Origin of the sequence: Micromonospora sp. NPDC048835 (assembly GCF_040649995.1) — a bacterium.
In the GTDB taxonomy this organism is placed as follows: Bacteria; Actinomycetota; Actinomycetes; order Mycobacteriales; family Micromonosporaceae; genus Micromonospora.
In genome coordinates this window covers 128,742-145,074 of sequence record NZ_JBEZGM010000002.1, presented here as the reverse complement: position 1 = coordinate 145,074, position 16,333 = coordinate 128,742, and the positions used below count along the sequence as shown (strand labels likewise).

16 protein-coding genes and 1 pseudogene are annotated in these 16,333 nt (G+C 72.9%); 6 read left to right on the top strand and 11 right to left on the bottom strand.

Going from position 1 to position 16,333, the window contains the following annotated elements; genetic code table 11:
• Nucleotides 1-189 precede the first annotated feature (189 nt).
• From AB0C15_RS03125 to purD, 3 genes and pseudogenes are all read left to right on the top strand, one after another.
• A pseudogene (locus AB0C15_RS03125) lies at nt 190-381 on the top strand (type IV toxin-antitoxin system AbiEi family antitoxin domain-containing protein); the annotation flags it as partial.
• 12 nt (nt 382-393) lie between these two features.
• Nucleotides 394-1,173, top strand: coding sequence for a hypothetical protein (locus tag AB0C15_RS03120; protein WP_357348672.1), 780 nt, complete (start codon nt 394-396; stop codon nt 1,171-1,173).
• Between the two features lie 153 nt (nt 1,174-1,326).
• Nucleotides 1,327-2,577, top strand: a complete 1,251-nt coding sequence (purD, locus tag AB0C15_RS03115; RefSeq protein WP_357348130.1) for a phosphoribosylamine--glycine ligase — start codon at nt 1,327-1,329, stop codon at nt 2,575-2,577.
• 66 nt (nt 2,578-2,643) lie between these two features.
• Here the strand turns inward: purD and AB0C15_RS03110 are convergent, their stop codons facing one another.
• The 3 genes from AB0C15_RS03110 to AB0C15_RS03100 all read right to left on the bottom strand — a co-directional run bounded on the left by AB0C15_RS03110 (nt 2,644) and on the right by AB0C15_RS03100 (nt 6,068).
• Nucleotides 2,644-4,206, bottom strand: a complete 1,563-nt coding sequence (locus AB0C15_RS03110; RefSeq protein WP_357348128.1) for an AMP-binding protein — start codon at nt 4,204-4,206, stop codon at nt 2,644-2,646.
• A 193-nt stretch (nt 4,207-4,399) separates the two neighbouring features.
• Entirely contained in the window at nt 4,400-5,614 is a 1,215-nt protein-coding gene (locus AB0C15_RS03105) for an acyl-CoA dehydrogenase family protein (protein WP_357348126.1), read from the bottom strand.
• A gap of 1 nt (nt 5,615) precedes the next feature.
• Nucleotides 5,616-6,068 carry an SCP2 sterol-binding domain-containing protein gene (locus AB0C15_RS03100; RefSeq protein ID WP_357348124.1) on the bottom strand — a complete coding sequence of 151 codons (453 nt, stop codon included), beginning with the start codon at nt 6,066-6,068 and terminating at the stop codon, nt 5,616-5,618.
• A 68-nt stretch (nt 6,069-6,136) separates the two neighbouring features.
• Between AB0C15_RS03100 and AB0C15_RS03095 the strand changes: the two genes are divergently transcribed.
• Nucleotides 6,137-6,775 (top strand): TetR/AcrR family transcriptional regulator, encoded by a 639-nt coding sequence (locus AB0C15_RS03095; RefSeq protein ID WP_357348122.1) that lies wholly within the window; start codon nt 6,137-6,139, stop codon nt 6,773-6,775.
• Here AB0C15_RS03095 and AB0C15_RS03090 read toward each other — a convergent pair.
• A complete protein-coding gene (locus AB0C15_RS03090) occupies nt 6,750-7,418 on the bottom strand; it encodes a DedA family protein (protein ID WP_357348670.1) in 669 nt (222 codons plus the stop codon). The genes AB0C15_RS03095 and AB0C15_RS03090 overlap by 26 nt on opposite strands.
• A 167-nt stretch (nt 7,419-7,585) precedes the next feature.
• Between AB0C15_RS03090 and AB0C15_RS03085 the strand changes: the two genes are divergently transcribed.
• Both AB0C15_RS03085 and AB0C15_RS03080 read left to right on the top strand, forming a co-directional pair.
• Complete coding sequence (locus tag AB0C15_RS03085; protein ID WP_357348120.1) at nt 7,586-8,737, top strand: histidine kinase; 1,152 nt, start codon at nt 7,586-7,588, stop codon at nt 8,735-8,737.
• Nucleotides 8,734-9,375: a response regulator transcription factor gene (locus AB0C15_RS03080; protein ID WP_357348118.1), complete on the top strand. Its 642-nt coding sequence runs from the start codon at nt 8,734-8,736 to the stop codon at nt 9,373-9,375. The genes AB0C15_RS03085 and AB0C15_RS03080 overlap by 4 nt, the downstream gene beginning before the upstream one ends.
• Before the next feature lie 12 nt (nt 9,376-9,387).
• On the opposite strand, the gene AB0C15_RS03075 is transcribed toward AB0C15_RS03080, so the two are convergent.
• The 7 genes from AB0C15_RS03075 to AB0C15_RS03045 form a co-directional block, all read right to left on the bottom strand.
• Nucleotides 9,388-10,005 (bottom strand): DedA family protein, encoded by a 618-nt coding sequence (locus tag AB0C15_RS03075; protein ID WP_357348116.1) that lies wholly within the window; start codon nt 10,003-10,005, stop codon nt 9,388-9,390.
• 61 nt (nt 10,006-10,066) lie between these two features.
• Nucleotides 10,067-11,329, bottom strand: a complete 1,263-nt coding sequence (locus AB0C15_RS03070; protein ID WP_357348114.1) for an adenylosuccinate synthetase — start codon at nt 11,327-11,329, stop codon at nt 10,067-10,069.
• The gene (locus AB0C15_RS03065) at nt 11,326-12,285 is read right to left on the bottom strand and encodes a hypothetical protein (RefSeq protein WP_357348113.1); all 960 of its coding nucleotides are present in this window, start codon (nt 12,283-12,285) and stop codon (nt 11,326-11,328) included. Before AB0C15_RS03065 ends, AB0C15_RS03070 begins: the two co-directional genes overlap by 4 nt.
• Nucleotides 12,286-12,294: 9 nt before the next feature.
• A complete protein-coding gene (locus AB0C15_RS03060) occupies nt 12,295-13,263 on the bottom strand; it encodes a serine/threonine protein kinase (protein ID WP_357348111.1) in 969 nt (322 codons plus the stop codon).
• The gene (locus AB0C15_RS03055) at nt 13,260-14,012 is read right to left on the bottom strand and encodes an NUDIX domain-containing protein (protein WP_357348109.1); all 753 of its coding nucleotides are present in this window, start codon (nt 14,010-14,012) and stop codon (nt 13,260-13,262) included. Before AB0C15_RS03055 ends, AB0C15_RS03060 begins: the two co-directional genes overlap by 4 nt.
• A 114-nt stretch (nt 14,013-14,126) precedes the next feature.
• Complete coding sequence (locus tag AB0C15_RS03050) at nt 14,127-14,975, bottom strand: MaoC/PaaZ C-terminal domain-containing protein (RefSeq protein ID WP_357348107.1); 849 nt, start codon at nt 14,973-14,975, stop codon at nt 14,127-14,129.
• On the bottom strand, nt 14,975-16,327 hold the full coding sequence (locus AB0C15_RS03045; protein WP_357348105.1) for a 3-oxoacyl-ACP reductase: 1,353 nt from the start codon (nt 16,325-16,327) through the stop codon (nt 14,975-14,977). Before AB0C15_RS03045 ends, AB0C15_RS03050 begins: the two co-directional genes overlap by 1 nt.
• Nucleotides 16,328-16,333: the final 6 nt, after the last annotated feature.

Below are 16,333 nucleotides of genomic sequence, written 5' to 3'. Positions count from 1 at the left end.
CCGCCTCCCCCGGCGCGCCTTCCCGCCTTCCCGCCTTCCCCGGTTGATCAAGAGGTTTGCGTCAAAATCCGGCCTGGATCTGACGCAAACCTCTTGATCGCCGAGGGGCGGGGGGAGGGGGAGGGGAGGGGGGAGGGGGAGGGGTTAGGGCGGGGGAGGGGGGAGGGGCGGGGTTATCCACAGGGATCCGTGGGTTGTCCACAGGGGCTTCGGTGGGATGGGGTGGGTGGGCAGGGTGTTGGTGTGGGACCACACCAGCTTCTTCGTGACGTCGCGGCCGGGCAGGACGGGATGGTCACCCTCGCTCAGGCGTTGCGTGCCGGCCTGACCAGGGATGAGGTCCGACAGCTCTGCCGGTCCGGCAGGTGGCAGCGGCTTCTGCGCGGCTGCTTCGTGCCGGACGCGGAGTTGAGTGATTCGACGCTACGACGGGCGCGGATCCGCGCTGCGGTCGTGAGCCTTGGTCCAGGGGCCTTCGTTGTTCTGGACACCGCTCTGGAACTGCACAGCATTGCGGGCCTCGGGCGGACTGCCCAAGTCCACGTCTCGGTACCGGCGGATCGACCGAGGCATCAGCGCGTCCCGGTGCCGTGGCTGACCGTGCACCAGATCACGGTTGATCCCGGTGACATCGTCGAGGTCGCGGGCATTCGTGCGACCTCTCCGCTGCGCACCGTCTCGGACGTCGTTCTCCTGGTTGATCGTTACCCAGCGGTCTCGGTCCTGGACTCGGCGCTCAATCGACGGCGCATCGATCCGGCCCAACTGATGGTGATCCCGAGCCTCATCCGCGGGCGGCGGGGTGCGGTCGCGGCACGCGCCTACTTGTCAGAGGTGGACGGGCGGGCGCAGTCGCCACTGGAGACGCGTAGCCGACTGCGGTGCGTGGACGGCCGGGTCCCACCCGACACGCTGCAGTTGGAGGTACGCGACGACGACGGCTGTCTGCTCGGCATCGGCGACCTGGGCTGGCGCGGCCCGAGGGTCATCGCGGAGGCAGACGGCCGAGACGCCCATGGTGCGCCGGAGGCCGTCTTCGCCGACCGTCGCCGGCAGAATCGCCTGGTCAACGCCGGCTGGACCATTCTCCGCTTCACCTGGCAGGACACCTTGCACCCGGCATACATCCCGCACACCGTTCGGCAGGCGATCGCAGCCGCCCAGCGCAGGTGATCAAGAGGTTTGCGTCAGATCGGGGAGGGATTCTGACGCAAACCTCTTGATCAACGCCGATGGGTGGGGGGTGGGGTGGGTGGGGGTCGGTGGGGGTGGGTGGGGGTTGGGAGGGGGCTGGGTGGGGGTGGTGGGGGCAGTAGGATCTCGGGCGTGCGGGTTCTTTTGGTGGGTGGTGGCGGGCGGGAGCATGCGCTCGCGCTCGGGCTGGTCGGCGATCCGGGGGTTTCCGCGGTTGTCGCGGCACCGGGCAATCCGGGGATCGCGAGCGTGGCTGAGCTGCGGTCGGTGACTCCGACGGATCCGGCCGCGGTGGCGGCGTTGGCCGTCGAGACGGCTGCTGACCTGGTGGTGATCGGGCCCGAGGCACCGTTGGTCGCCGGGGTCGCCGACGCGGTACGCGCCAAGGGCATCGCCGTGTTCGGTCCGTCCGGTGCGGCCGCGCAGTTGGAGGGCTCCAAGGCGTTCGCCAAGGACGTGATGACCGCCGCCGGCGTGCCGACCGCCAGGGCGTACGTCTGCACGGACGAGGAGAGCACGGCTCGGGCGCTCGACGAGTTCGGCGCACCGTACGTGGTGAAGGACGACGGGCTCGCCGCCGGCAAGGGCGTGGTGGTGACCGACGACAGGTCCGCCGCGTTGGCGCACGCCGGCGAGTGTGGACGGGTCGTGGTCGAGGAGTTCCTCGACGGCCCGGAGGTCAGCCTCTTCGTGGTCACCGACGGTGAGGCGGCGCTGCCGCTGCTGCCGGCGCAGGACTTCAAACGGCTCGGTGACGGCGACAGCGGGCCGAACACCGGCGGCATGGGCGCGTACGCGCCGCTGGCCTGGACCCCGCCCGACCTGGTCGACGACGTGATGCGCGACGTGGTGCACCCGACGCTCGCGGAGATGCGTCGCCGGGGCACCCCGTTCGCCGGGCTGCTCTACGTCGGGCTCGCGATCACGGCCGCCGGCCCTCGGGTGATCGAGTTCAACGCCCGCTTCGGTGACCCGGAGACCCAGGTGGTGCTCGCGCTGCTGGAGACTCCGCTGGGCGGGCTGCTGCACGCGGCGGCCACCGGCACGTTGGCCGAGCATCCGCCGCTGCGGTGGCGGGACGGCAGCGCCGTGACCGTGGTGCTCGCCTCGTCGGGCTACCCGGCCGCGCCGCGCACCGGTGACGTGATCACCGGTGCGGAGGGTCCGGGCATCATCCACGCGGGCACCGCCCGCCGGGCCGACGACGGCGCGTTGCTCTCCGCCGGCGGCCGGGTCCTCTGCGGTACGGCCACCGGCGCCGATCTGGCCGCCGCGCGGGATGCCGCGTACGTGCTTGTCGACGGGGTGGAGTTGGCGGGTTCGCAGCACCGTACCGACATCGCCGCAGTGGCTGTCGAGGGTCACATCACGATTCCCCGCTGAAGCCGGGCAACCCTCGCCCACCTCCGCCATGGACAGCCCGGCCTGACCCGCTATCCGTGGACGAGGTCAGCCGTAGTAGCGGCGTAGTTCGCGGGCGAGCACCTTGCCGGTGGCGTTGCGGGGCAGGTACTTCACGAAGATCACATCCCGGGGGACGCTGAACCGGGCCAGGAAGTGTCGGACGTACTCGCGTACCGCCTCGGGGTCGAGCGTCTCGCCGGGGTGCAGGGCGAGGAACGCGGACAGGCGCTGGCCGTACTCGGGGTCGGGTACGCCGATCACGGCCGCCTCGCGGACCTGCGGCAACTGTGCGAGCAGGTCTTCCACCTCGGACGGGAAGACGTTCTCGCCGCCGGAGACGATCATGTCGTCGGCGCGACCGTCGACGAAGAGCAGTCCGTCGGCGTTGAGCCGGCCGAGGTCGCCGGTGTCGAGCAGGCCGTCGCGGGTTTCCCGGCTGGCACCGGAGGTGTAGCCCTCGAAGAGCATCTCGTTGCCGACGAAGATCCGCCCGACCCGTCCCTCCGGCACGGGCTGGCCGCCGTCGTCGAGCAGTTCCAGCCTGGTGCCGCGCGGTGGACGGCCCGCGGTGGTGGGCGCGTGCCGCAGGTCCTGCGGGCCGGCGATGGAGGCCCAGGACACCTCGGTGGACCCGTAGAGGTTGTAGAGGACGTCTCCGTAGACGTCCATGAACTTCGGGGCCAGGCCGCCGGGCAGGGCGGAGCCGCTGACCGCGACGACGGTGAGCGACGGCCGTGGTTCCGGTGGGGGCACCTCCAGCAGCCGCTGCAGCATCACCGGTACGGCGAAGAGTGCGCCGCAGCGCTGCGCGGTCAGGGCGGTGAGGGTGGCGCTCGGGTCGAAGCGACGGTGCAGCACGATTGTGGCGCGCAGCGCCAGGCAGACCTGGAGGGCGGCGAGTCCCCAGGTGTGGAAGATCGGCGCGGCGATCATCACCCGGTCCCGGGCGTGCAGGGGGATGCGGTCGATGATGGAGACCAACGGGCCGAAGCCGCTCGGCGTCGGCCGGCGGGCGCCCTTGGGCGTGCCGGTGGTGCCGGAGGTGAGCACGATGATCCGGCCGTCGCGCTCCGGCGGGTGCAGGTCACCCGGCAGTGCCCCGGCCACCAGTTCCTCGCGGGCGCGTTCGTCGAGCCGGGGCAGTTCGGCGGGGAGGCCGAGGACCCGCTCGGCGAACTCGTCGTCGTGCACCAGGAGCCGCAGCCGCTGTTCCTCGGCGACGGTGCCCAGTTGGGCGGCGCTGAGCCCGGTGTTGACGAGCACCGCGTCGACGCCGAGCAGCGTGGCGGCGACGATCGTCTCGATCAGTCCGTGGTGGTTGCGGCAGAGTACGCCGATCCGGTCGCCGGCCTGCACGCCGAGCCCGGCCCGCATCGAGCGGGCCATCCGTTCGGCCCGGTCCAGCAGGTCGTGGTAGGTCAGCTCGACGCCGTTCTCATCGATCACGGCGGGGCGTCCCGGGTCCCGGGCGGCCGCCTGGCGTAGCTCGCCTGCCAGGCTCCACCCCCACGTCCGCAACGCGTTGAGCTGCGAGGCGACCCGGACCGGACTGCCTGGAGTGAGCAGCCCGCGACGGGTCAGGGTGGCAACCATGAACGGCAGGTCCATGCCGCAGACCTCCTAGGGCGGTGCGCGGACGGGGCGGCGGATCCCCGTCCATCAGGGCTTCTTTCCTTGATCATGCACTGGGTGCGGCTGAAGGCCCAGTTCGCCTCGGCACGGGGTGACGAAGACGGCACAGATCGTGGAATCCGGGCCGCCGTCGGCCCGACCCGTTGCGGAGGGGTCGAGCCGACGGCGGTCAGCGGATCTGCATCCCGGAGATCGCCCTGGAGATGACGAGTCGTTGGATCTCCGACGTGCCCTCGAAGATGGTGTAGATCTTGGCGTCCCGGTACCAGCGCTCGACCGGGTGGTCACGCAGGAAGCCGGCACCACCGAGTAGTTGCACCGCCTTCTCGGTGACCGACACCGCCACCTCGCTGGCCTTGAGCTTGGACATCGACCCTTCGCCAGCGGTGAACGGGCGGTTGTTGCGGCCCATCCAGGAGGCTCGCCAGACCAGGAGCCGCGCCGCGTCGATCTCCGTCCGCATGTCGGCGAGCGCGAAGGCGACCGCCTGGTTCTCGATGATCGGGCGTCCGAACTGGACCCGGTCCTTCGCGTAGTCGAGCGCGTACTCGTAGGCGGCCCGGGCCACGCCGAGCGCCTGCGCGCCGACAGTGGGTCGGGACAGCTCGAAGGTGCGCATGGCGGCCTGCCCGCTGGCCCGCTGTCCGGAGCGGGCGCGGGCCAACCGCTCGTCCAGCGAGTCCTTGCCGCCGAGCAGGCAGCGGCCGGGTACGCGTACCCCGTCGAGGAAGACGTCGGCGGTGTGCGACGCGCGGAGGCCGAGTTTGCGCAGCTTGCGGGTGGCGGCCAGGCCGGGCGTGCCGGGTGGTACGACGAACGCCGCCTGGCCTCGGGAGCCGAGCGCGGGGTCGACGGAGGCGGTGACCACGTGCACTCCGGCGATGCCGCCGTTCGTGGCGTACGCCTTCTGGCCGGTGAGCACCCACTCGTCGTTGGCCTCGTCGTAGACGGCCCGGGTGCGCATCGCGCTGACGTCGGAGCCGGCTTCCGGCTCGCTCGTGCAGAAGGCGGCGACGGTCGGCGAGTCGACGTCGCCGAAGCACTGCGGCACCCACTCGACCATCTGGTCCGGGGTGCCGGCGCCGTAGATGGCGGCGACGGCGAGCGAGGTGCCGAAGATGCTCATGCCGATGCCGGCGTCACCCCAGAAGAGCTCCTCGCTGGCGATCGGCAGGGAGAGCCCGGTCGGGTCGGCCCAGCAGGTGGCGAGGAACTCGAAGCCGTAGAGACCGACCTTGGCGGCTTCCTGGATCACCGGCCACGGCGTGTCCTCGCGCTCGTCCCACTCGGCGGCGGCCGGGCGCACGACCTCGGCGGCGAAGCCGTGCACCCAGTCGCGGAGGTCCCGCTGTTCCTCGTTCAGGTCGAGCGAGAACTCGGCCATGTCAGGCCTTGGGGATGTCGAACAGGTTGGCGATGTTTGCGGCGAGGCCGAGGTCGCCCTTGGCCTTCAGCTTGCCGGTCATGAACATCATCACCGGGTTGGCGCCACCGGAGACGATCTTCAGGAACTCGACCGGGCCCATGGTGAGGCTCAGCTTCGGGTCGTGCTGCGGGGGCTCGTTCACCACGCAGGTGCCGTCGGCGATGACCACCTCGTAGGTGTCGCTGCCACCGTCGGGGCGGCCGGTGATGACCCAGTGGATGACCGCGTTGGTGGCGCCGGCCCGGTCGGCGCGGAACAGCGATGGCATCCGGCCGAACACCTCGCCCAGGATCTTGTCGCGCGAGTCACCGGACATCACCTGGGCGATCTTGTCGTCCGGGGTGGACTTGACCAGCTGGGCGAACTCCTTGGGGCCGACGTTGGCGAAGGTGGCCGGGTCGAAGTCAGTCATCAGGTGCGCCTTCCGGAAGATTTGGCTACTCGCGCGTAACCCTACGCACGAGTAGGTATGCTCGCAAGGTGTCCAGCGCCCCCGCCTTCAAGCGCCTGCCGCGCGCCGTCCGCGAACAGCAGATGCTCGACGCGGCCGTCAAGGTCTTCTCCCGGCGCGGCTTCCACGCCGCGGGCATGGACGAGATCGCGGAGGACGCCGGCATCTCCAAACCCATGGTGTACGCGTACCTCGGCACGAAGGAGGAGCTCTTCGTCGCCTGCCTGCACCGGGAGGGCACCCGGATGATGCAGGCCATCGCCGGGGCGGCGGCCCCCGACCTGCCGGCCGACGAGCGGCTCTGGCGCGGGCTGCGGGCGTTCTTCGGCTTCGTCGGGGCCTACCGGGACGGCTGGGCGGTGCTCTACCGGCAGGCCCGGGGCGAGCAGCCGTTCGCCGGCGAGCTGGCCACCATGCGGACCCGGCTGATCGAGGTGGTCGCCGGGATGCTCGACCACGCGCTGCGCGCCGAGGGCCGCGAGATCGCCGCCCTCGACCTGGAGGTCGTCGCGTACGCCCTGGTCGGCGCGACCGAGTCACTTGCCGACTGGCTCGCGGACCACCCGGACGCCGACCCGGAGAAGACGGCCACCCGGATGATGAACGTGGCCTGGCTCGGTGCCGCCCAACTCCTGCACGGCGTCACCTGGTGTCCGCCGTCCGACTGACGGTCCCGGCGGAGACGGCATCGATGCCCGGCTGGGCAGCCCGCGCCGCACGCCCTCGTCCCCGGAGCCAGCGGACCATCTCGACGACCACGGTCACCGTCAGGGCGAGACCCAGACCGAGCAGGAGACCACGGAGCGGGTCCTGCTCGAAGGCCAGCCCACCGAGGTAGCCGACAAGCGCCGAGTAGAGCCCCCAGGAGCCGGCGGCAAGCGCGTCGAAGGCCAGGAACCGTCGCCGGGGATAACCCACCGCACCCATGGTGAGGGTGACTGCGGTACGGCCGCCCGGAACGTAGCGGGCCACGGTGAGGATCAGACCACCCCGGGTGGCGATCCCCCGGCGGGCCCGGTCGATGGCGGCCCGACGTCGACCCTCGGGCGGCAGCCGGTCGAGCAGCCGGGTGCCACCGCCGCGTCCGATGGCGTACGAGATGTGGTCGCCGACGAGCGCCCCGGCGGCGGCCACCAGGATCACCGCCGGCAGGTACGGCGCCCCGGAGGCCGCGAACACCCCCGCGGTGATCACCGCCGTCTCGCTCGGCACCACCGGGAAGAAGCCGTCGAGCACCGCGATCCCGAAGATCGCCAGGTACACCCAGGGCGAGGACATCGTGTCGTGCAGCAGGTCGAGCAGATCCATGATTCCGATGCTCGTCGGGGCGGTGGCTGCCGACATCGGCCAGTGGTCAGGCGGGCGGCACTACTTAGGTAGCGTCCGGCCCGGAGCGTGCGTCGGGGTCATCCCCCACCTCACCCGGGTACGGAGCGGCGGGGCGCCCTGATCCGTCGGCCGAGCCCTAGGCTCGCCGGGTGGCCTTCAGTGCCGTCGCCCTCCGGCGGGTCGTCAAGCGGTACGGCCCGTTACTGCTCGCCGTCACGGTCGGGACAGCGGTCGGGGCCAGCGCCACAGGTGACATCGGCGTCCGCTCGCCGCTGCCGGGCGCGGTCGTGCTGCTGATCGCGCTGGGCTCGGCGTGGGCGGCCGGCACCGTCCGTACCCGTCGTTGGCCGTTGTTCCTGGCCGCGGCGGTCGGCTGGTTGGTGCTCGCCGCAGCGGCCGCCGGGGTGCTGGCGTCGTACCAGGCGGGTCTGCGGCTGCGCGGTCGCCAACTCGCCGGGTTCCTCGCCGGTGCGGCCGGGGTGCTGGGCGGCGGGGTGCTGGTCGGGCTGGCGGTGGGCGGCGTACGCCGGATGACCACCGCGTCGAGCGGCAACGTGCTGCTGCTCGCTGCCTGCCTGGTCGGGCTTCCGTTGGTCTTCGGCCTCTGGGTGCGGGCCCGTCGGGACGCGCTCGCCGCTCTGCGGGACCGGGCCGAGCGGCTGGAACGCGAGCAGGAGGCCCGCGCCGACCGGGTCCGCGCCGAGGAACGGACCCGGATCGCCCGGGAGATGCACGACGTGGTGGCACACCGGGTCTCGCTGATGGTGGTGCACGCCGGTGCGCTGGAGGTGACCGCCGGGGAGCCGGCGACCGTCGAGGCCGCCGCGCTGATCCGGACGACCGGCCGGCAGGCGCTCACCGACCTGCGCGAGGTGCTTGGCGTGCTGCGCCAGGCCGACCCGGCCGTGACGCCGGAGCGGGGGCTCGACACGTTGGACGAGTTGATCGGGGAGTCCCGGGCCGCCGGGCTGCGGGTGTCCCGGCGGGACGAGGGCGTGCCGACGGCACTACCGGCGACGCTGGGGCGTACCGCGTACCGGGTGGTCCGCGAGGCGCTGACGAACGTACGGAAGCACGCGGCTGACGCCGAGACGACCGTCTGCCTGCGCTACCTGCCCGACGGGTTGGAGGTGCTGGTCCGCAACGGCCCGTCCGAGGGCGGGCCGACGCTGCCCGGTGCCGGGCAGGGCATCCTCGGGTTGCGGGAGCGGGTGGAGCTGCTCGGCGGCCGGTTGGAGGCGACTCCGGTGGACGGCGGCTTCCTGGTCCGGGCCCTGATTCCGCTTGCGGGCGCGGCGTGATCCGGGTGGTGGTGGTCGACGACGAGCAGTTGGTCCGGGCCGGGCTGCGGCTGATCCTCGAGGCGGCGGAGGACATCACCGTCGTCGGTGAGGCGGCGGACGGCGTCGGCGCGTTGGAGCAGACCCAGCGGTTACGTCCCGACGTGGTGCTGCTCGACGTGCGGATGCCGGGCGTCGACGGGCTGACCGTCGCGCCCGAGGTGGTCGCCGCCGGCCCGAAGGTGATCATGTTGACCACCTTCGACCTCGACGAGTACGTGCACCGGGCGTTGCGGGCCGGCGCGGTCGGCTTCCTGCTCAAGGACACCCCGCCCCGCGAGTTGGCCGCGGCCGTCCGCACCGTGGCCGCCGGAAACGCGATGCTCGCCCCGACGGTGACCCGGCGTCTGATCAGCTCGTTCGCCGAGCGCGGGCCGGGCCGCCGGGACGCGGCTCGGGCGCGGCTCGCACCGTTGACCGAGCGGGAGTTGGCGATCGTCCGGGAGGTGGCGCGCGGGCACGGCAACGCCGAGATCGCTCGGCGGTTGACGATGAGCGAGGCCACCGTCAAGGCCCACGTCAGCCGGGCGCTTGCGAAACTCCACGTGGGCAACCGGGTGCAGGTGGCCATCATCGTGCACGACGCCGACCTGCTGTGACGGGTCCGGCCGTCAGCGTCGGGCGGCGCGACGGTGCGCCTGGCGGCGTAACCACCGGATCCCCTCCAGGCCGAACGTGACGACCACCGAGAGCCCCACCCCGACGAGCACGCCCTTCACCGGGTCACGTTCGAAGGCCAGCCCGCCGAAGTAGCCGAGCAGCCCGCAGTACAGCGCCCAGGTGGTCGCGCCGATGCTGTCGTACAGCAGGAACGACCGGCGGGGATAGCGCACCGCGCCCATGGTGAGGGTGACGGCGGTCCGTCCGCCCGGCACGTACCGGGAGGTGGTCAGGATGATTCCGCCGCGCCGGTCCACCGCCCGGCGGGCCCACTCGGAGCTGGCCCGCCGGCGGCTGCCGTCGGGGAGGCGGGCCAGTCGGCGGGCGCCCCCGCCCTGCCCGATGGCGTACGAGACGTGGTCGCCGACAAGCGCGCCGATGGCGGCGCTCACGATCACCAGGGTCAGGCTGGGGTGACCGTCGCTCGCCGCGAGCACCCCGGCGGTGATCACGGCAGCCTCGCCCGGCACCGCTGGGAAGAACGCGTCGACCGCGGTGAGCCCGAAGATCACCAGATAGACCCATGGTGACGTGACCGTCCCACGGAGGAGGTCGAGCAGGGCGTCCATTCCCCCATGCTTGCCGGGCGCGACCTACCCGGTGGGCGAGTCGCCAGATCCCCCGGTGTTGTCAGTCGGCGTGCACCAGGGCCGGCGGAGCGAGCAGCGGGCCGCGCGTCCTCTTGTCGTCGGCGGTGGGGCCGTGCGAGGTCAGCACCACAGGTGCGTCCAGCTCCGTGCTCACCGCCTCGGCCCAGTCCGACGGCGGGTCGTCGTACACCGGGCGGGAGCGCAGCAGGCGGGCGGTGAGCGCGGCCTGCCGGTCCAGGTCGCCGGGCGGGCCCGGAGTGAGCCGGTCGGTGGTGTCGTAGCGGCGGCAGATGCGCAGGTCGGGGCCGGCCAGGTCGAGGTGGGTGAGGGCCAGGCCGTCGACGCCGCCGGCCGCCGCGAGGGCGTACCGGTGGGCGACCGCGTCGAAGTGGCCGAACCGGAACCGGCCCTGCCACGGGTTCGTCGGGTTGTGCGGGTCGGCGAAGGGCAGCGCCGGGTCCTCGGTCACCAGCGGGCCGGGTCCGTGCCGGGTGGTGACCAGCCGGAGCACCCCGATCCGGGTCACCTCGCCGGCCCTGCCCGCCTCGGCGAGCAGGCTGTCGACGTTCGCGAACGTGGTGGTGCTCCAGGTCGTGTACGGGTGGAAGCCGCGCCACTCGTCGAGCAGCACCCCCTGTGCGCCCTCGAAGACGCAGGTCCCGGTCCGCAGCGCCCCGGCGAGCCAGCTCCCGTCGACGATGGCGACCCGCCCGGCGAACCCGGTGTACGCGGGCAGGCAGTCGTCGATCGGTGGCGCGTCGAGCGGGCCCAACTCGGCGGTCAGCCGGTCCCGCAGGGTGGTCAGCCGGCGGCGCAGCAGCGCCGGGTGGTGGCAGTCGGCGACCCGGGGCGCGTCGTCGGGGTGGGCGAGACCGTACGCGACGGCCTCGCCCACCCCCAGCCCGCAGGAGCCGTGCCGGTCGGCTCCCCGGGCGATCTCGCGGGCCCGGTTGGCGGCCCGGTGGTACGGGGTGGCGAGCAGCGCGTCCCCGTCGACGGTCAGCCGGTCGAGCGCGTCGGGCACCCCGACCGTGGCGAGGTGGTCGGCCTCGGCGGCGAGCGCCAACGGGTCCACCACCACGTGCCGGGACAGGTGCGTACCGACACCGGGATGGAACGTGCCGGCCCCGAACTGCGCGAACGTGTGGTGCCGCCCGTCGCGCAGCACGACGTTGTGCGCCGCCTGCGCGCCCCCGTTGAAGCGGACCACCGTGTGCACCGGACGGGTGGCGCAGAGCCAGTCCACCACCGTGCCCTTGCCGGCGTCGCCGTACCCGAGGTCGACCACCGCCACGTGCCTCACAGCCGGGTCACCCCGCTGGCCGTGTCGGTGAAGGCGGGCAGCGTCGACACCTCGGCCCGCCGTTCCCGGCCGAGGCGGGCCAGCGCCTTCGACACGGTGCCGGTGGCGGTGGAGCCGGCCCGGTCCAGGTCACGAAGGCCCTCGTCCAGGTCGATCGCCTGCTCGCCGAGGCCGATGGTGAGCGCGATGGTCTCGCAGACCGCGTCGAGGTCGTCGAGGACGACGGCGTTCTGCCCGAGCAGGTCCCGCCAGAAGTCGAGCACCTTCGCGTTGCCGGCGTAGTGGCTGCCGGCGGGGAGCAGGTAGTAGGTGTCCCAGCGGCGGGTCACCTCGTCGACGACCTGGCGTAGCGGCACGTCCTCGGAGAGGTCGTCCCCGATCAGGCCGGCCACCTCCCGGGCCTTCACGCGGAGGTACGCCAGCTCGTCGCCGATGATGAACAGGTAGCCGCGCCGGCCCCGCTTCTCCCAGTTGTCGGTGACGGTGTGCCGGGCCATGAAGTACATGGCCAGCTCGTACGACTCGCTCATCTGCCCGCCGCCACCCCCCTCCAGGACGATCCGGCTGAGGTCGTCGTCCATCCGGTTGTCCGACTCGAACTGGCCCACCTGCAACGGCACCCGGTCGCAGGTGGCATCACCGATCGCGCCGAACATGATCTGCGGGTCGCTCGCGTAGCCCTGCCGTTGCAGCAGCCCGAGCAGTTGCGGCAGCTTGGTCTGCAGGACCCGCGGCACGTTGCGCATCGAGCCGGTCACGTCGAAGAGCACCGCGACGGGTGTCGAGTGGGGGTGCTCTTCGGAGTCGCGGCTCTCGCGGGTCGCGTCCCGGGGGTCGAGCGCGGGGTGCACGGTGCGGGCACCGCTGTCGCTGTAGGAGAAGGCGCTCTTGCCGGTGGACCGGCGGTAACGGTCGGCGGCGTCGTACACGTCGGTGGACCAGATTCCACTGCCCATGACAGCTCCTTAGGGGGTGAGGGTGAAGGGTCGGAAGGTGCGTGGCCCGTAGAGGCGTTCCAGCACCTGGTCGAGGTCGCGCAGCAGCCGCCAGGCGTCGTCGGGTCGGGCGGCGAGGGACCGTTGCCGGCAGCCCTGCGCGAAGGCGCGCAGCTCGCGGGGCGCTCGGGGGCCCATCAGCCAGCTCATGAGGTGGCTGGCCATCGCGATGTCGGTGCCCGGCCCGCAGGGCTGCTTCGTGAGGACCTCCTCCGGGTCCCAGCCGTGGCCGGGCACCACCGCCGGGATGGTGCCTCCGACGGCGGCCGAGAAGCACCAGTCGACGAGCACCACGCCGTGGGCGTCCGGCTCGATCAGCACGTGGCGCGGCAGGACCGCGCCGTGCACCACGCCCGCCCGGTGGGCCAGGCCGAGCACCACCAGCAGCCGCCGCCACATCCAGGCCACGTCCCGGGCGTCCAGCCCGTCCGGGTACGCGCGCCGCACCTCGTCGAGGTCGTGCAGGCCGGGTGCGGTGGCCAGCACGTTGATCCGCCGTTCCGCGCCGGTGGTGGCGTCGCGGTGCCGGAACTCGTCGACGAGTCGGGGCACGTATGGCAGGTAGCGCGGGTCGCCGCGCTCGGCGATGGTGCGCAGGGCGTGCGCCTCCCGGGTCATCAGGTCGTTGTCGGTGGGCCGCCGAGGCAGCTTGAGCAGTCGGTCGTCGCCCACGTCGTAGAGGTCGGCCAGGTCACCGGAGTGGGCCAGCGCGCCGAGCCGGTAGTCGCCGAGGACCGTGGTCTGCCGGGCCCGCCACCTGGTGGTGACGTGGATGAACGCCTCGGTGGCTTCGGCGCGTACGGCCGGGTCGGCCGGCAGGCGGTCGGGGTGCAGGGCCGCGACCAGCTCGCGGTAGCGGCGGGCCGGCTGGTCCGCGCCGAACAGGTCGGCGTCGGTGCGCGCGGCCGCGACCAGGCCGATCGCCTCCGCCGCCCTCACCGCACCGTCTCCTCGCGGGCCGGGCGCAGCAGCGCCGGGTGCAGCAGGCGGGCGTCGCCGGCCCGGTAGAGCCGGGCGCGGGGACCGCCCCGGGCGCCACCGCGCTCGGTGCTGGTGCCGGTGCTCTCCACGAAACCCGGCACGGAGAGCACCTTGCGGTGGAAGTTGCCGGCGTGCAGCGGGTGCCCCCAGACCGTCTCGTAGACGGCGCGCAGCTCGCCGATGGTGAACTCGGCGGCGAGGAAGCGGGTGGCGAGCGGCGTGTACTCCAGCTTGGAGCGGGCCCGCTCCAACGCGTCGTCGATGACCCGGCCGTGGTCGAAGGCGAGCTGTCGGCTCGTCAACGCGGTCACCGGCAGCCAGATCGCCTCGTCGGCGTCGCTGCCGGCGGCCGGGTCGGGCAGGTCGGGGGCGAACGCGAGGTGGGCGATCGAGACGACCCGCATCCGCGGGTCACGGTCGGGAGCGCCGTAGCTGCCCAACTGCTCCAGGTGTACGCGACGCAGCGCCTCGCCGCCGAGCCCGGTCTCCTCGGCCAGCTCCCGTCGGGCCCCGGCGGTCAGGTCCTCGTCGGGGCGGACGAAGCCCCCGGGCAGCGCCCAGTGCCCGGCGAAGGGTGCCTCGCCGCGCCGGATCAGCAGCAGGTGCAGTGCACCGTCCCGGATGGTCAGTGCCACCACGTCGACGGTCACGGCGACCGACGGGTAGGCCCGGGGGTCGTACGCGGCCAGGAACTCCTGCTCGTTCATCGCGTCTCTCTCATTCTGAGAACATCTCGCTGTGAGAACAACTTAGCGCAGAAGTGCACGCCTGCCAAGAGGCGTACGGAATGCGCCTCAGCGCACGAGACCTGCCAGGTGCGCTCAGCGCACGAGACCTGCTAGATGTGGTCGGCCCCGGGAGTCGTGCACCGCGAACCCGCCGTCCGGCAGGAGCGCGAAGCTCACCGTGCTCGGCAGCGGCACGGGCAGCTTGAAGGCGACCTCGACGGTGTACGCGTCCGGCAGGCGGGCCTCGAGCGCGGCCAGGCAGCGCGCCTTGCTCCACATGCCGTGCGCGATCGGCCGACGGAAGCCGAACAGCCGTGCACCCACCCGGGAGGTGTGGATCGGGTTGTGGTCGCCGGAGACCCGCGCGTACGCCGTACCGACGCTCGGTTCCACCCGCCAACGGGCGGTGGCCGGCGGCGCGGCGGGACGTACGCCTCGATCGCCCCCGCCCGTCCTGCGCTCCCGACCGAGGTACGTCGAGACGCCGCGCCACACCTCCTCCCCGTCGACCGAGCCGACGAGCACCACGTCCACCTGCCGCCCCCGGTCGTGCGGGCGCAGGTTCTCCGCGTACGCCGTGAAGTCGAGGGTGTCGTCGGCGGTGACCGGGCGGTGCGTGGTGATCCGGTTGCCGACGTGCACCAGGCCGAGCAGCGGGATGGGAAAGTCCGCCGCGGTCATCAGACGCAGCGCCAGTGGAAAGCCCATGACGTGCGGAAACGTCGCGGGCAGTCGATCGCTGAGCCGGAACCCGCAGACCCGGTCGTAGTCGGCCAACTGCGCCCGGTCGACGGTCACCCCGCCCACCGTCACCTCGACCGCCGGCAGGTCGGGCCCGCGTCGCCCACCGCCGAGGCCCGGTAGCGCGCCGAGCAACGCCCGCCGGTGCAGCGCCCCGGCCGCCGGCATCCGGGGCAGTTCGACCCGGGAACGGGTACCCATCACGCCCCCAGCAGGCTCTGGCCGCAGACCCGGACCACGTTTCCGCTCACCGCGCCGCTGGCCGGCCAGGCCAGCCAACCGATCGTCTCAGCGACATCCACCGGCAACCCGCCCTGGGCCAGGCTGTTCATCCGCCGGCCCGCCTCGCGGACGACGAGCGGGATGCGCGCCGTCAACCGGGTCTCGATGAAACCGGGGGCCACGGCGTTGACGCTGATCCCGCGTTCCCGCAGGGCCGGCGCGAGCGAGTCGACGAGCCCGATCACGCCGGCCTTGCTCGTGGCGTAGTTGGTCTGCCCCCGGTTGCCGGCGATCCCGGCGATCGAGGAGACCGAGATGATCCGCCCGCCGGCCGGGACCAGCTCCCGCTCCAGCAGCACGTCGTTGATCCGCTCCTGGCTGGAGAGGTTGACGTCGATGACCTGGTCCCACCGGTCGGCGTCCATCCGGCCGAGCGTCTTGTCCCGGGTGATGCCGGCGTTGTGCACCACCACGTCGACGCGGCCGTGCCGGCTGGCCAGGTGGTCGGCGAGCCGGGTCGGCGCGTCCGGCGCGGTCAGGTCGAGTTGGACGGCGCTGCCACCGATCTCGTTCGCCACCGCGGCGAGCGCGTCACCGGCGGCCGGGACGTCCAGGGCCACCACCCGCGCGCCGTCGCGGGCGAGCACCGTCGCCAGCGCCGCACCGATCCCCCGCGCGGCGCCGGTGACCAGCACGACCTGCCCGTCCAGCGGGCGGTCCCAGTCGGCCGGCACGCTCGTCGTGCCGCCGCCGACCCGGATGACCTGCCCCGACACGTACGCGGACCGGCCGGAGAGCAGGAACCGGAGCGTCGATTCGAGGCTGGTGAGGACACCGTCCTCGGCCCGGGTCACGTAGACGAGTTGCGCGGTGGCGCCCCGGCCGAACTCCTTGCCGATGCTGCGGACCAGCCCTTCCAGGGCACGCTGGGCGGTCGCCTCGCGGGGCGTCGCGCACTCCGGCGGCGGGGTGCCCAGCACGATCACCCGCCCGCCTGGCAGCACGGCCCGGGCCTGCGGGTGGAAGAAGTCGTAGAGCTGGCGCAGCTCGGTCGAGTCGGTGATCCCGCTGGCGTCGTACACCAGGGCGCCGAAGCGGTCCTGCGGGCCGACGGTGCCGGTGTCGCGCAGCTCGACCCCGGCGGTGGTCAGGATCGTGGCCACCGGCTCGGCGAACCGGCCGCCGGTGGCCGCGCCGAGCAGGGCCGGGCCGGGCAGCAGCGGGTCGCCGGGGTGGTGTCGGCGCAGTCGGGGCGGATCGGGCAGCCCGAGGCGCTTGACCAGCGCGCGGCCGGCGGCCGATTGGACGAAGCTCGCGCACCTGTCGGTCATGGGCGT

What these genes read in the sequence shown, in the direction of transcription:
- AB0C15_RS03110 (WP_357348128.1), bottom strand. Translation starts at nt 4,206, where the DNA reads ATGGACCTGCCGTTCATGGTTGCCACCCTGACCCGTCGCGGGCTGCTC.
- AB0C15_RS03105 (WP_357348126.1), bottom strand. Translation starts at nt 5,614, where the DNA reads ATGGCCGAGTTCTCGCTCGACCTGAACGAGGAACAGCGGGACCTCCGC.
- AB0C15_RS03100 (WP_357348124.1), bottom strand. Translation starts at nt 6,068, where the DNA reads ATGACTGACTTCGACCCGGCCACCTTCGCCAACGTCGGCCCCAAGGAG.
- AB0C15_RS03075 (WP_357348116.1), bottom strand. Translation starts at nt 10,005, where the DNA reads ATGGACGCCCTGCTCGACCTCCTCCGTGGGACGGTCACGTCACCATGG.
- AB0C15_RS03065 (WP_357348113.1), bottom strand. Translation starts at nt 12,285, where the DNA reads ATGGGCAGTGGAATCTGGTCCACCGACGTGTACGACGCCGCCGACCGT.
- AB0C15_RS03055 (WP_357348109.1), bottom strand. Translation starts at nt 14,012, where the DNA reads ATGAACGAGCAGGAGTTCCTGGCCGCGTACGACCCCCGGGCCTACCCG.
- AB0C15_RS03050 (WP_357348107.1), bottom strand. Translation starts at nt 14,975, where the DNA reads ATGGGTACCCGTTCCCGGGTCGAACTGCCCCGGATGCCGGCGGCCGGG.
- AB0C15_RS03045 (WP_357348105.1), bottom strand. Translation starts at nt 16,327, where the DNA reads ATGACCGACAGGTGCGCGAGCTTCGTCCAATCGGCCGCCGGCCGCGCG.